This window comes from Halorubellus litoreus, from assembly GCF_055378595.1.
In genome coordinates, this window is sequence record NZ_AP043834.1 from 567,058 (window position 1) to 579,149 (window position 12,092).

Sequence of the window (12,092 nt, forward strand, 5' to 3'; positions counted from 1 at the left end):
ACGTATGCTAACGCTGCACGTCGCGTTCCTCCTGCTCGTCGTCGGCACCGACGTCTTCTTCGGGTGGCTCTCGGTCGTGAACGTCCAGTACGGCGCGAGCGAGGTCCGCGATCGGCGTGAGTGGGTGGACGAGCGTCTCGCGGTCGCCGACGTCGACGAACTCCTCGATTATCAGCGCGCGAAGACCGGGTTCTCGCTCCTCCAGAGTGCCATCGGGCTCGTCGTGCTCCTGGGCGTCCTCTACACGGGTGCGTTCGCGGACGTCGTCGAAGCCGTCGACGCGCTTGACCCGAACGTCCCCATCGTGGACGCCACGCTCGTCGAAGGCGTCGTCCTCGTCGTCGTCGGCGCGCTCGCACTCCAGGCGTTCAGCGCACCGTTCGACGCGTTCGACACGTTCGTCGTCGAGGAGCTGTTCGGGTTCAACAACCAGACGCCGCGACTCTGGGTGCGAGACAAGTTCGTCGGCGCCGCCATCACCGTCGTCCTCGTCACCGCGCTCGCGTTCCCCATCCTCTGGGCCATCCAGGCGTTCCCGACGTACTGGTGGGCGGTCGGCGTCGCGCTCTACCTCGCGTTCGCCGTCGTCATGCAAGTCCTCCTGCCGCGGGTCGTGATGCCGCTGTTCTACGACTTCGACCCCATCGACGAGGGCGAGTTGCGTGACGCCATCGACGACGTGTTCGACCGCGCGGGCTTCGAGTGCGAGCAGATCTACGAGATGGACGCCAGCCGGCGCTCCTCGCACTCGAACGCGTTCTTCTCCGGGTTCGGGAAGACAAAGCGCGTCGTCCTCTTCGACACGCTCGTCGACCAGATGTCCATCCCGGAGGTCCAGAGCGTGCTCGCGCACGAGCTCGCGCACTGGAAGCGCTCGCACATCTGGAAGCAACTCCTCGCCAGCACCGTCCCCATCGCGCTCACGCTCGCCGCGCTCTGGTGGCTCACCACGCAACCGTGGCTGTACGCGATGTTCGGCGTCACCGGGAGCGTCGAGAGCACGCCCGCAGCCGGCCTCCTCCTCGGCCTCCTCTGGGTCGGCCCGCTCAACCAGCTGCTCTCGCCGCTCACGAACAAGCTCTCGCTCGCGCACGAACGCGAAGCCGACACGTTCGCCGTCGACGTCATGAACGACGGCCAACCCATGGTAGGCGCGCTCGCCGCGCTCGCCAGCGAGAACCTCTCGAACCCCTTCCCGCACCCGCTCTACGAGGCCTTCCACTACGACCACCCCCCGATCCCCGAACGCATGCAGTACATCGAGGCCTACGCCGCAGAACACCTCACGAGCGACACGACACCCGGGTCCGACCGAACCGCGACGGTGGACTGAGCGGACCCGACGACCCACGCCCCTCGTCTCTGGTTCGCCAGGGAGAGACGGTCGATTCGATGTCCGAGACGTTCGTGACGAGAGCGGGCAGAAGCCGACCGACACGGCTCGCGTTCGCTACTGGACGAGCCCGAGTGACACGTCGGTCTCGACAGTCACGTCCTCGTCACCGGGCTGGGCGAACCCCGCGGTCGTGTTGTCGAACACGAGCCAGTATTCCGTATCCGGCTCCAACGTCACGGTGGCCGCGTCGCTCTGCGATAGATACGCCTCCCAGATGTCCGGGCTCCCGAACTCACCGTCACGCTCGTACCGCTCGAATCCTTCCGCGCCGAAGACGCACGCATCGATTGGCGTGCCAGACCGCGTCTCGAAACTGATCTCGAGGTCGGTGTAGACGCCCGTCTCGATGCGATATCCGCCATAATATCCGGAAGGCAGCCGGAACGTTTCGGTCCGCTGCTCGTCGCTCAGCATCGACTCGATTCGCTTCCGGCGATAGTATCGCTTCCCGGCCCTCGCCAGGTCGTCGATTCCCGACGCCGACGACCCACCTTCGTCACCGGACCGCGCGCCTCTGGCGAGCAACTCGTCGGCGCCTCTGGCGAGCAGCCGCGCCGCTTCGTCACTTCCCTTCACTGCGACCACGCCCACCCCGGCGAGGAGCGTCAGGATTCCGCGTCGTTTCGACCCCATACGGTCACGATTCGCACCGTCGGTATAATAGTCGCGTTACATTTCCGCGGTCGGTCTCAGCCGTCGGCGCCCGGTGCCAGCACGACGAGGGCTCGAGCGTCCGTGAGCGCGGTAGGTGCGACCTCGCGTTCGCCGTCGAACCGGAGGACGTCGCCGGCCGCCACCGTGGTCGACTCGTCGTCGAGTGCGACCTCCATCTCGCCGTCGAGGACGTGGAAGAGCACGTCCTTCCCGGGGTGCGTGTGGGCGGCGACGCCGTCGCCGGCGTCGAGCACGAGGCGGACCGTCTTCGGTCCGGATTCGAACACCGCTGCGTGCGGTCGTCCGTCCAGGTCGTCGAGTGTGACTTGCTCCATGGTCGACGAGACGAGACCGGCGTCCGTGGACGTTCCGACGAACATGTTCGGGGGTGTCCTCTCGGTGCTCTGGCACCTCGGTTCGACCATGAGCGACGCACACACCGTCGACGACCCCGATTCGAAGAGCGACCGCGGTGCCGACGACCCCGACTCGAAGAGCGACCGCGGTGCCGACGACGTCGAACCCGTCACCGACCGCGACCACGACGGATCGTGGTCCGCGAACCTCGAACGCGACCAGTACGCCGACGACCCCGACCTCGTCGTCGCCCACGCGCTCGACGCCATCGACCACACCGCGAGCGGGACCCACGTCAACCTCGTCACGCACCGCGCGCACGGCCACCCCGAGACGTACCTCTACCCCGCGCTCGACGACGCCAGGGGCGACGCGCTCGACCGACCCGTCGACTACGAGTACGTGAAGCAGTGCGGGTGCGGCGGGCACGTCACGCGTGTTCACCGGCCGTAGCGTCGTCGAGGAACCCGCGGTAGCGGTCGCGGACTCTCGCGACCCCGGCGCTCCGAGGTCGACCGCGCGGGTTCGGACCGGTGCGGTCGGTCAGGACGCCGGTGGGTTCCGGACGACCACCACCGGGACGGGCGACTGCCGCATCACCGCCTCGGCGGTCTCGCCCGGTAGCACCTCGACGAACCGCGACCGGCCGTGGAGGCCGACGACGACGAGGTCCGCGTCGAACGCGTCGACGGCGTCGAGTATCTCCGCGACGACGCGACCGACACCGACGCCCGTCTCCAGGGTCGCGTCGTCGTTCACGACGTCACGGGCGTCGGCGAACAGCGCTCGGGCGTGGTCGTCGCGATCCGCGAGCCACTCCTCCCACTCGCCGGGGTGGTCGCCCCATCCCTCCGACGCCGTCGGGTCCGTCTGTTGGTCGATGACGTAGAACGCTATCGCCGTCGCGTCCGGGAACGCCGTCGTCGCCCATTCCAGTGCGCGCCGAGACAGCGGCGATCCGTCGAACGGAACGAGTATGCGGTTCACGATAGGTCACGTCTGGTGCGTCGAGTGGATTGGTATAGGGACCGTACGCTATCCGTATCCTGACTCGAACGCGACGAGCAATCAACGCGCCGATGGATCCGTGGAGCGGGCGAGGGTCGACTGTTCGGTGCCACTGTCGCCACGTTCGGGTGCGTTCCAGCGTCGTGGGAACGACCGAGACGTAAGTGGGGGTGGCGTCCCGAGTCGGCGGTATGGAAGCGCCAGCCGAGCGCGTGACGGTCGCGGAGCGGCCGCGCGCCGACGAGGGAACCGCATTCGAGGTGTTCGTGCGCGACGACTCCGAGGACCCGCTCCGGCACGTCGGGAGCGTCACCGCGGAGGACGCCGAGGGCGCCTACGAGCGTGCGACGCGGTTGTTCGCGTGGTACGCCGACGACGTCTGGGTGTGTCCCGCGGGCGAGTTCTCGCGGTTCTCGACGCACGACCTCGACGCCGAGGGCGAACCGGCGCCGGGGGACGTCTCGGGGTTCGATGGGGGCGAGGACTACGAGGAACCGCGGCAGCGGGAGTTATAGATGATATCGGTCAGCAAACTCCTCTGCGGGCTCGACGCCGAGGGGGACGGCCTGCGGTACGACGCCGCCGACGAGGCCGACGAACCCCAGATATCGGAGGAGAAGCAGCGGCGCCCCGTCGTGGTGTGGAACACGACCAAGCAGTGCAACCTGTACTGCGAGCACTGCTACGCGGGCGCTGACGACGGCTGCGCGCCCGCCGAGCTCTCCACCGAGGAAGGCGAACGACTCCTCGAGGACCTCGCGGAGTTCGGCGTCCCAGTCGTGCTGTTCTCGGGTGGTGAACCGCTCGCGCGACCGGACCTCGAGCACCTCGTCGCGTACGCCGACGACCTCGGTATCCGACCCGTGCTGTCGACGAACGGGACGCTCGTCACCGAGGAGCGCGCCGAAGCGCTCCGCGACGCCGGCCTGAAGTACGCCGGCGTGAGCGTCGACGGGACGCGCGAGGTCAACGACGCGTTCCGCGGCCAGGAAGGCGCCTTCGACGCTGCCATCCGCGGCATCCACTGCTTCAAGGACGCCGGCGTGAAGACCGGACTCCGGTACACGATAACGGAGCGCACCGCGCCCGTCCTCGAGGACGTCGTCGACCTCCTGTACGACGAGGGCGTCGACCGCTTCTGCTTCTATCACCTCGACTACGGCGGCCGCGGCATCCCGGACGCGGACCTCGACCCCGCCGACAAGCGAGAGGCCGTCCGCAGGGTCTGCGACCTCACCCGCGAGTACCACGCCGACGGCGAAGACATCGAGACGCTCCTCGTCGGGAACTACGCCGACGCCGGCTTCCTCGTCGAGTACGCTCGCGACGAACTCGGCGACGCTCACGCGAGCATGGTCCGCGAGTACCTCCGGCGGAACGGCGGCGACCCCGCGGGCGAACGCGTCGCCGACGTCGACTACCAGGGGAACGTCCACCTCACGCAGTTCTGGCAGGACTACAGCCTCGGGAACGTCCGCGACCGCGCGTTCGGCGACATCTGGAGCGACGACACGAACCCGCTCCTCGGCGCGCTCCGCGAGCGCGAGCAACACCTCCCCGAACGCTGCCAGTCCTGCGACTACGTCGACGTCTGTCGCGGCGGCTCTCGGCTGCGCGCGCTCGGCGCAACCGGCGACCTCTGGGGCGAAGACCCCCAGTGTTACCTCACCGACGAGGAGATCGACGTGAACGCCTCCGGAACGCCGGGCGCGATGGACGCGGACTGATCGAAGCCCAGCCGGGAGCCCCGGATTCGTCTGACCGAACTGAAAGTCGCCCAGACCGACACACTTTATCCAGTTGGATGCGCGACAATATCCAGAGCGAGCCAGCATGAAAGACGAACGGAGCACGCGTCGACGGATTCTCGCGGCCGTCGGCGTCACGGGGACGATAGGGGTTTCGGGTTGCCTGCGACTCACCGGGAGCGAGGAGCCGACGAGCACGGCGACGTCGATCAAGGACTCGGACGGCGACGGCGTCATCGACAGCGAGGACTACGCGCCGCGCGACCCGGACGTCCAGGAGGAATCGGACGTCGAGAACGACGACGCGACCACTGCAGACGCGGACCCCACGGAGACGGAGACGGAGACGGAGACGCGGACCGAGGAGACAGCCGGCGCCGCCAGTTTCGGCGACGACTTCGAGGACGGGACGTACGACGACACGTGGGCGGTGACGCGATACCACGAGGAGGAAGAGTTGGAGGAGTCCGGCGGCGTGCTCCGGTACAACTCGCCGGTTGCGGCGACCCAGTACGCCTCGGACATGGCGGTTCGGACGAAGGCGACCATCGAAGCCACGGGCACGCACCGGTTCGAGGCGACGCATCGCGTCACGCACACGGAGTACGACGGCATCCCCATCTTCCGGGTGTTCGCGACCGGGACCGATTCGCTCGTCGAGATCCGCGAGCACCGGTGGAGCAGCAAGGACCGCTTCTACGTCCGCGGGCCGGACACGGGGAAGGTCAGACTCGACGAGTCGGTCGACGACACCGGGTGGATGGAGTACGCGATGACCGTCGACTTCGACGAGAACGTCGTCCGGTCGGTCAGTCGCGACGGTACCGAGTACGACGTCGACGTCTCGTTCGCGCCGGCGTTCGAGTCGTACACGCTCGGTATCGGGGACGGCGGCGGCGAGGACGAGTACGAGGCCATCAGCGTCGAGCGGGTCTGAGCGCGCTGGCTCGGGGAACCCGCGCTGTCGGTCGACGACCGGTTCGCCGCGGTCGAGGGTATTTTCCCGACGCATCGGCTACGAATCCAATATCTCAGAGAACGACGACGACCGACGTCTGCTGACGCGCCGACGCCTCCTCGCCGGCGTCGGCGGGACGCTCGGACTGGCCGGTGCAGGTGCCTTGTACGTCCAGCAATCGCTCCGGGGCGACGACGGCGACCTCGTCGCTCCCGAGGACTATCCGCGGCTCTCGACGCGCGGCGTCTTCGACGACGAGGGCAACGTCAACGCGGGCGTCGACGACCCGACGGTGACGCGGGAGGGCGCGTGGTCGACCGAGGACGCCGATGCGCTCGTCGTGTACGTCCACGGGCTCGGTGCAGCCGAATCCGAGGCGCTGAACCAGGCGTACACGACACGGACCGCGCTCCGCGACCAGAACGTCCCACATCCCGTGGTGTCGTACACGTGGGACTCCGACCGGGACTGGGCGCCCGCGAAGCGGACCGCGGACGCGAACGGGCCCGCGCTCGCCGACTGGCTCGCTCGCTGGGCCGACGATGACGGCCGCCCCGTCCACCTCGTCGCACACTCCCTGGGGGCGCGCGTCGTCTGCGAGTGCCTCCGGTCGCTCGCCGACGCCGGGCGCGAGAACGCCGTCGCGACCGCGTCGCTCCTCGGCGGCGCGATACCGAAGGAGAGCGTCGAGACCGACGGCCGGTACGGCGACGCTATCGAGGCCGCCACCCCGAGCCTCGTGAACTTCCACAGCGGTCGTGACGAGGTCCTCGGGTGGCTCTACCGGTTCTCGGACGGCACGAACGCGGTCGGTCACGGCGGCATCTGCGACCCGGCCGACGCCCCCGCGACGTACCGGGACGTCGACGTCACGGACCAGGTCGCGGACCACTACTCGTACTACGAGCCGGACGCGGGCTGTGCGCCCCGGATAGCGGACGTCGTCCGCTGACTCACCCGAGTTCGGCGACGCGGAAGCGCGCGTAGCTCGCGGCGAGCGCGACGACGCCCCACGCGGTCATCGTCGCGTAGTTGAACCAGTTCTCCTGATAGATCTCTCTGGACCCTTCGACGGCGTAGTTCCGGGTGACGCGCGGGTAGTCGCCGCTCCCGATGACGCCGTCGTACACGGGTTCGAGCCCGGAGAGGTACGCGGTCGTCGGGGAGGCGGCCGTGATCCATCCTCGCGTCGACTCCGAGACGGTCGCGCCGAACAGGTCCGCGACGGTCGTGACGACAGTCTGGAGGCTGACGACGGGGAGGAACCCGAGCCAGAACGGCCCGAGGAGGAAGTACAGGCCGATGACGCCGAACATCGCGCGGGAACGGCGGCTGGTGAGCGTCGAGCACGCGACGAAGATCGCGGTCATCGACGCGACGAACAGGCCGGTGATGGCGGCGAACGTCGCGAACCGCGCGACGTCGACGCTCCCGTCGTACATCCCCAGCCCGATGAGGAGCGCCGCGAGGACGGACGCGAGCACCGCGCCGAGCGCGACCGCGGTCCGGGAGACGTACTTCCCGAGGACGTACTCGGCGCGCGTGTTCGGGAGGCCGAGCGTGTGCTTTATCGACCCGTGCTCGCGGTCGCCGGCGACCGAGAGGTACGTGAGCGGCACGAGGATGAGCGGGAACACGAGGAAGAAGAAGAACGAGACGTCGAACAGCGCGCGGAACGCGTCGTCGTGGAACTCGGCGACCGAGTACGTGATGAGGGAGACGAACCCGGTGAGGGTCGCGATGACGCCGAGGACGACGTACGAGCGCCGCGTGTTCTTGAAGTCGTCGCGGAAGACGGTCGCGAAGCTCACGCGGACTCACCTCCGTCGGCGGCGGCCCGTTGCTCGGCGGCCGGCGCCGACTCCGTCGTGGTCTCGTTCGCGCTCCCGTGCCCGGTGTACTCGTCGAAGAGCGCTTCGAGCGACGCGTCGTCGATGCGGACGTCCTCGACGGTCGCGCGGTCGTCGAGGTACCGGAGGGCGTCCATCTTCGCCGCCGACGACGACACCTCGACGTCGACGGTGCTGTCGGTCACGCTCGCCGTCCGGACGCCGTCGACGCTCGCCACGTCCAGCGGTTCGGGGACGGCGTCGAGTTGCGCCGAGACGGTCGCGCCCGTCTGGAGTTCGCTCCGGAGGTTGTCGATGGTGTCGAGCGCGACGAGTTCGCCCTGGTTGAGGATGCCGACGCGGTCGCAGACCTTCTCGACCTCCTCGAGGATGTGACTGCAGAAGAAGATGGCCGCGCCGCGCTCGGTCTCCTCCTGGATGATGCTCCGGAGGAGCGCGACGCCGTCCGGGTCCAGTCCCGTCGACGGCTCGTCGAGGATGATGAGTTCGGGTTCGCCGACGAGCGCGACGGCGAGACTCATCCGCTTCGCCATCCCCGTGGAGTACTCGCTGGCGGCGCGACGCGCGTCGTCGGGGGCCAGGCCGACGCGCTCCAGCAGTTCGTCCGGGTCGTCGTCGGCGGCCTTCGCGTGGATGGCCGACTGGACGTGCTCGCGTCCGGTGAGGTTCTCGTAGGGCTCGTATCCCTCGGGGAGCAGGCCGATGCGCTGGCGGATGGCGAGTGACTCGCGGGTCACGTCCATCCCGAGGACGGAGACGGAGCCGGACGTGGGCTGGAGGAACCCGAGTATCATGTTGATCGTCGTGGACTTCCCGGCGCCGTTCGGGCCGAGGAATCCGAACACTTCGCCCTCGCGTACTTCGAGGTCGAGGCCGTCGACGGCGAGGACGTCCTCGCCGAAGCGCTTGGTCAGGGCGTCCGTTTGAATCGCTGTCATCAACGTAGTCGTCACCTGCCACTCGTATTAAATCAAGGGGGTGATTGCAGAGCCAGCAACCGTGGCTACCTCCCGCGAAGCCGTCGAGGCGTATGGCGATTTCCAACCGCAACGGACTGCCGTGCGGGCGCGTTCCCCGTCACACCTCGGTCGCTTCGAGCGCACTCGCCGGTCGAGCTCGTTCACTGCATCGGCGAGCCACGGGATTTTACTCGCCGGGGGGCGACTGTCGCAGCACGTGCCCGTACTCGAAGCGCGAGCCCGCATCCTCGGCGGGCTCGCAGTCGCTCTCGCCGCAGTGACCTTCACGGTGGCGACGCTCGCCGGGACGGACGTCTTCGTCGGCGTTCCGAACGTCGCCGCGTTCGTCGCCGTCGTCGCCCTCCCCGGATTCCTCCTCGGTCGAACGGGCGTCCCCGAGCGACTCGGCCCCGTGCTCTACGAACTCGTTATCGCGTACGTCACCGCTGGCATCGTCGCCGTCGGCATCCTCGTCACCGGTACGTACGTGCTCGCGACCGCCGGCGGGCTGTCGGCCGCACTGGTGGCGTTCGTCGCGACGCTCGCATCGTCGTGGGCGCCCTGGGGGCTCGCTGGATACGTCCTCGGGCTCGCATCCACGCTCGTCGAGTGACACCACTGTCCCCATCCCTTCCCCGCCCCCGCGACCACGACCGCGAGTGCAACGGCCAGCGATGGTTGGTCAGTCCCAGCCACGGCGTCGCAGCGCCAGTTCGAGGTGCGTGCTGTCGCGCGCCATCGGCCCCGCGTAGGTGCCGACGCGTTCGCGCCGCCACCAGTCGCCGGTCTCGCGTCGCTCCGCGGGCGTCGCGTACCGGTACTCGTAGCGGAGCGCGCGAACGTGCTCGGGCGGGTCGCCGTCGAACGGGTCGGTGCGGACGAGCGACAGCGTCCCCTCGTCGGCGTCGAGGAGTTTCGCGAGGAAGTGCAGGAATCACGGGTTCCGCGAGAGCGGCTGCATCGCGGCGAACCAGAGCTGCCAGTCGAGCCGCAGGTGGTACGGCGCCCACTGCGGCGGCCGCCGGGAGACGTCCGTTGGTTTGCCGTGGAACTCGTAGGTCTCCCACTCGGTGTCGTCATCCACGACCTCGTCGGTGGTGCCCTGGACGACGAGCTCGTAGCGCGTCTTCGTAACGTGGCCGAACGCGCCGTACGTGTTCACGAGGTTCAACGGGTCGAAGCTCGTGTTCATCCGCTGGCCCGTAGAGAGCATGTTCCGAACCGGATGGTAGCTGAGCGCGAGCACGACGACGGCGTACGCCCACGCTATCGCCGTGAACCAGTTCGAGGGCGCGGCCACCGGGACTCCCGCGATGACGTCGACGCCGGCGAGAACGGTCGCGACGGCGGCGAGCGACTCGGCGACCGCGGCGAGCTGGGGGTCGGCGAACAGCGAGAGCGCGAGCACGACGGTGAGCGCGTTCAGCCACGAGAAGTTCCCCGTCAGGAGCAGCCAGCCCATGAACGCGACCGTTACCGCGCCGGCTATCGACGCGAACGGCTGCGGTGCGAAGTACAGCAGCGGGACGGCGAGTTCGACGACGTGATTCCCGGCGACCTCGACGCGATGGAAGCGCTCGGGGAGGTGGTGCGCGAACCAGCTCGCGGGGTTCGGCATCGGCTGGGTCTCGTAGTGGTAGTCCATGCAGGTGAGGTCGCGCCAGCAGTCGTCGCCGCGGAGCTTGATGAGGCCGGCGCCGAGCATATTCCGGAAGAGCAGCCACCGGAACAGCCAGACGGTGACGGCTGGCGTGGCGACGTCCCAGCCGCCGAGGAAGACGGCGAGCGCGCCGGCCTCGCAGAGCATCGACTCCCAGCCGTACCCGTAGAAGAGCTGTCCGGCGTTCGCGAACGACAGGTACAGCGCCCAGAGCGCGAGCCAGACCGCGACGGCGACGGGCGTGCCGAGCATCGATGGGACGCCCAGGAGTGCGAGCGCGCTCAGCGCGATACCGGCGCGTGCGAGCCACGCCGCGGTTCGGTCCGTCGGCGAGAGGTAGAGGAGGCTCGGGCGCTCCCGGAACGCGAAGCGGTCCACGTAGTCCGCGATGGGGAGCAGCCCGTCCTCGCCGCAGAGCGGGCGGAACTGGCGGAGCGCGACGACGAACGCGACGAGGTAGATCGCTGCGACCCCGCGCTGGAGCGCGAACCGCGTCAGCCAGTACGTCCCCGGGTCGTAGAACGGGACGTCGACGCCGAAGACCATCGCAGCGGGGTCGACGGCCCCTCGCCAGAAAACGGTTCCGTCGAGACGGTCGCAGGCGGGTGATACGGCTCGCGCATACCCTTTTTCCGTCGTCGCGTCGTCAGAGTCGTCATGGAACCCATACCAGTGGTCGTCTCGACGGTCCTCCAGGTCGGTCGGCCGTTCGACCCCGTCGGCGTCGACCCGACAGTCGGGCTCGGGGGTGGTGCCGTCGGGACCTTCCTCTCGACGCTCGTCGTCGGCGCGCTCCTGCTCGTGCTCGCGCCCGACTGGACGCGCTCGCGCATGCGTGACGTCGCTCGGAATCCCATCGGCTCGTTCGCGTACGGGGTCGTGGCGCTCCTCGTCGTCATCTTCGTCGTCGTCGTCCTGTTCGTTACCATCCTCGGCATCCCGTTCGCGCTCCTCCTCGCCTTCTTCCTCTACCTGGCCTGGGTCGTCGGCGCCGTCATCGCGTACCTCGCCATCGCCGACCGGTTCGTCGACGTGGACGACGACTGGGTGGTCGCGCTCGTCGTCGCCGCCGCCCTCAACGGCGTCCTCACGCTCACCGGAATCGGCGCGCTCCTCTCGTTCTGCATCGGGGCAGCCGGGTTCGGGACGCTCCTCCGCGGTTGACCGCCGCACGCACGGCCCACCGGGTGTCTCGCGACCGGTGCTCGGCGACGGAACGCGGACGGCACCGATGCGTCGCCCGCGTCGATCCCCGGTACGACTATCCCTCGTCCACACAATTGCTACCGTATGGCACACGTTCCGGAGTCAGTCACGATGTACGTCTGCGAGAACTGCCAGGTCGCGCACGCGGGCACCCCGATTCACGTCGACACCGCCCAGCACACCTTCGAGGCGCCCGACGAGTGCGGGTGCTGCGGTGAGACCGCGTTCGTCGACCTCACGAACTGGGTGCACCACCACGACTGACCGGACCGCGCACGCAGGCACCGCACCGGCCG

14 protein-coding genes and 1 pseudogene are annotated in these 12,092 nt (G+C 68.7%); 9 read left to right on the plus strand and 6 right to left on the minus strand.

Features of this window, described 5'->3' with window-relative positions; all coding sequences use genetic code 11:
• The first annotated feature begins 4 nt into the window (after nt 1–4).
• A complete protein-coding gene (locus tag ACZ48X_RS02535) occupies nt 5–1,333 on the plus strand; it encodes a M48 family metallopeptidase (protein ID WP_336351144.1) in 1,329 nt (442 codons plus the stop codon).
• A 117-nt stretch (nt 1,334–1,450) separates the two neighbouring features.
• Here the strand turns inward: ACZ48X_RS02535 and ACZ48X_RS02540 are convergent, their stop codons facing one another.
• Nucleotides 1,451–2,029: a hypothetical protein gene (locus ACZ48X_RS02540; RefSeq protein ID WP_336351143.1), complete on the minus strand. Its 579-nt coding sequence runs from the start codon at nt 2,027–2,029 to the stop codon at nt 1,451–1,453.
• 56 nt (nt 2,030–2,085) lie between these two features.
• Nucleotides 2,086–2,385, minus strand: coding sequence for a cupin domain-containing protein (locus tag ACZ48X_RS02545; RefSeq protein WP_336351142.1), 300 nt, complete (start codon nt 2,383–2,385; stop codon nt 2,086–2,088).
• A gap of 88 nt (nt 2,386–2,473) precedes the next feature.
• Between ACZ48X_RS02545 and ACZ48X_RS02550 the strand changes: the two genes are divergently transcribed.
• Entirely contained in the window at nt 2,474–2,860 is a 387-nt protein-coding gene (locus tag ACZ48X_RS02550; RefSeq protein ID WP_379762703.1) for a CGCGG family putative rSAM-modified RiPP protein, read from the plus strand.
• Between the two features lie 90 nt (nt 2,861–2,950).
• Here the strand turns inward: ACZ48X_RS02550 and ACZ48X_RS02555 are convergent, their stop codons facing one another.
• Nucleotides 2,951–3,394: a universal stress protein gene (locus ACZ48X_RS02555; RefSeq protein ID WP_336351141.1), complete on the minus strand. Its 444-nt coding sequence runs from the start codon at nt 3,392–3,394 to the stop codon at nt 2,951–2,953.
• Nucleotides 3,395–3,606: 212 nt separating this feature from the next.
• On the opposite strand from ACZ48X_RS02555, the gene ACZ48X_RS02560 reads away from it, so the two are divergent.
• From ACZ48X_RS02560 to ACZ48X_RS02575, 4 genes are all read left to right on the plus strand, one after another.
• Nucleotides 3,607–3,930 (plus strand): Htur_1727 family rSAM-partnered candidate RiPP, encoded by a 324-nt coding sequence (locus tag ACZ48X_RS02560; RefSeq protein ID WP_336351140.1) that lies wholly within the window; start codon nt 3,607–3,609, stop codon nt 3,928–3,930.
• On the plus strand, nt 3,931–5,142 hold the full coding sequence (locus ACZ48X_RS02565) for a TIGR04347 family pseudo-SAM/SPASM protein (RefSeq protein ID WP_336351139.1): 1,212 nt from the start codon (nt 3,931–3,933) through the stop codon (nt 5,140–5,142).
• Nucleotides 5,143–5,248: 106 nt separating this feature from the next.
• Entirely contained in the window at nt 5,249–6,100 is an 852-nt protein-coding gene (locus ACZ48X_RS02570) for a hypothetical protein (protein ID WP_336351138.1), read from the plus strand.
• A 184-nt stretch (nt 6,101–6,284) separates the two neighbouring features.
• Nucleotides 6,285–7,073 (plus strand): DUF726 domain-containing protein, encoded by a 789-nt coding sequence (locus ACZ48X_RS02575; RefSeq protein WP_336351137.1) that lies wholly within the window; start codon nt 6,285–6,287, stop codon nt 7,071–7,073.
• A gap of 1 nt (nt 7,074) precedes the next feature.
• Here ACZ48X_RS02575 and ACZ48X_RS02580 read toward each other — a convergent pair whose 3' ends face one another.
• Nucleotides 7,075–7,932 (minus strand): ABC transporter permease, encoded by an 858-nt coding sequence (locus ACZ48X_RS02580; RefSeq protein WP_336351136.1) that lies wholly within the window; start codon nt 7,930–7,932, stop codon nt 7,075–7,077.
• Entirely contained in the window at nt 7,929–8,909 is a 981-nt protein-coding gene (locus ACZ48X_RS02585; RefSeq protein ID WP_336351135.1) for an ABC transporter ATP-binding protein, read from the minus strand. The genes ACZ48X_RS02580 and ACZ48X_RS02585 overlap by 4 nt, the downstream gene beginning before the upstream one ends.
• A gap of 238 nt (nt 8,910–9,147) precedes the next feature.
• Here ACZ48X_RS02585 and ACZ48X_RS02590 point away from each other — a divergent pair, with 238 nt between their 5' ends.
• Nucleotides 9,148–9,543: a hypothetical protein gene (locus ACZ48X_RS02590; RefSeq protein ID WP_336351134.1), complete on the plus strand. Its 396-nt coding sequence runs from the start codon at nt 9,148–9,150 to the stop codon at nt 9,541–9,543.
• A gap of 69 nt (nt 9,544–9,612) precedes the next feature.
• On the opposite strand, the pseudogene ACZ48X_RS02595 reads toward ACZ48X_RS02590, so the two are convergent.
• A pseudogene (locus ACZ48X_RS02595) lies at nt 9,613–11,136 on the minus strand (lipase maturation factor family protein).
• Between the two features lie 111 nt (nt 11,137–11,247).
• On the opposite strand from ACZ48X_RS02595, the gene ACZ48X_RS02600 reads away from it, so the two are divergent.
• Together ACZ48X_RS02600 and ACZ48X_RS02605 are read left to right on the plus strand one after the other, a co-directional pair.
• The gene (locus ACZ48X_RS02600; RefSeq protein WP_336351133.1) at nt 11,248–11,754 is read left to right on the plus strand and encodes a DUF8173 domain-containing protein; all 507 of its coding nucleotides are present in this window, start codon (nt 11,248–11,250) and stop codon (nt 11,752–11,754) included.
• Between the two features lie 126 nt (nt 11,755–11,880).
• Nucleotides 11,881–12,060, plus strand: a complete 180-nt coding sequence (locus ACZ48X_RS02605; RefSeq protein ID WP_336351132.1) for a hypothetical protein — start codon at nt 11,881–11,883, stop codon at nt 12,058–12,060.
• Nucleotides 12,061–12,092: the final 32 nt, after the last annotated feature.

What these genes read in the sequence shown, in the direction of transcription:
- ACZ48X_RS02605 (WP_336351132.1), top strand. Translation starts at nt 11,881, where the DNA reads ATGGCACACGTTCCGGAGTCAGTCACGATGTACGTCTGCGAGAACTGC.
- ACZ48X_RS02570 (WP_336351138.1), top strand. Translation starts at nt 5,249, where the DNA reads ATGAAAGACGAACGGAGCACGCGTCGACGGATTCTCGCGGCCGTCGGC.
- ACZ48X_RS02535 (WP_336351144.1), top strand. Translation starts at nt 5, where the DNA reads ATGCTAACGCTGCACGTCGCGTTCCTCCTGCTCGTCGTCGGCACCGAC.
- ACZ48X_RS02540 (WP_336351143.1), bottom strand. Translation starts at nt 2,029, where the DNA reads ATGGGGTCGAAACGACGCGGAATCCTGACGCTCCTCGCCGGGGTGGGC.
- ACZ48X_RS02585 (WP_336351135.1), bottom strand. Translation starts at nt 8,909, where the DNA reads ATGACAGCGATTCAAACGGACGCCCTGACCAAGCGCTTCGGCGAGGAC.
- ACZ48X_RS02550 (WP_379762703.1), top strand. Translation starts at nt 2,474, where the DNA reads ATGAGCGACGCACACACCGTCGACGACCCCGATTCGAAGAGCGACCGC.
- ACZ48X_RS02600 (WP_336351133.1), top strand. Translation starts at nt 11,248, where the DNA reads ATGGAACCCATACCAGTGGTCGTCTCGACGGTCCTCCAGGTCGGTCGG.
- ACZ48X_RS02565 (WP_336351139.1), top strand. Translation starts at nt 3,931, where the DNA reads ATGATATCGGTCAGCAAACTCCTCTGCGGGCTCGACGCCGAGGGGGAC.
- ACZ48X_RS02545 (WP_336351142.1), bottom strand. Translation starts at nt 2,385, where the DNA reads ATGGAGCAAGTCACACTCGACGACCTGGACGGACGACCGCACGCAGCG.
- ACZ48X_RS02560 (WP_336351140.1), top strand. Translation starts at nt 3,607, where the DNA reads ATGGAAGCGCCAGCCGAGCGCGTGACGGTCGCGGAGCGGCCGCGCGCC.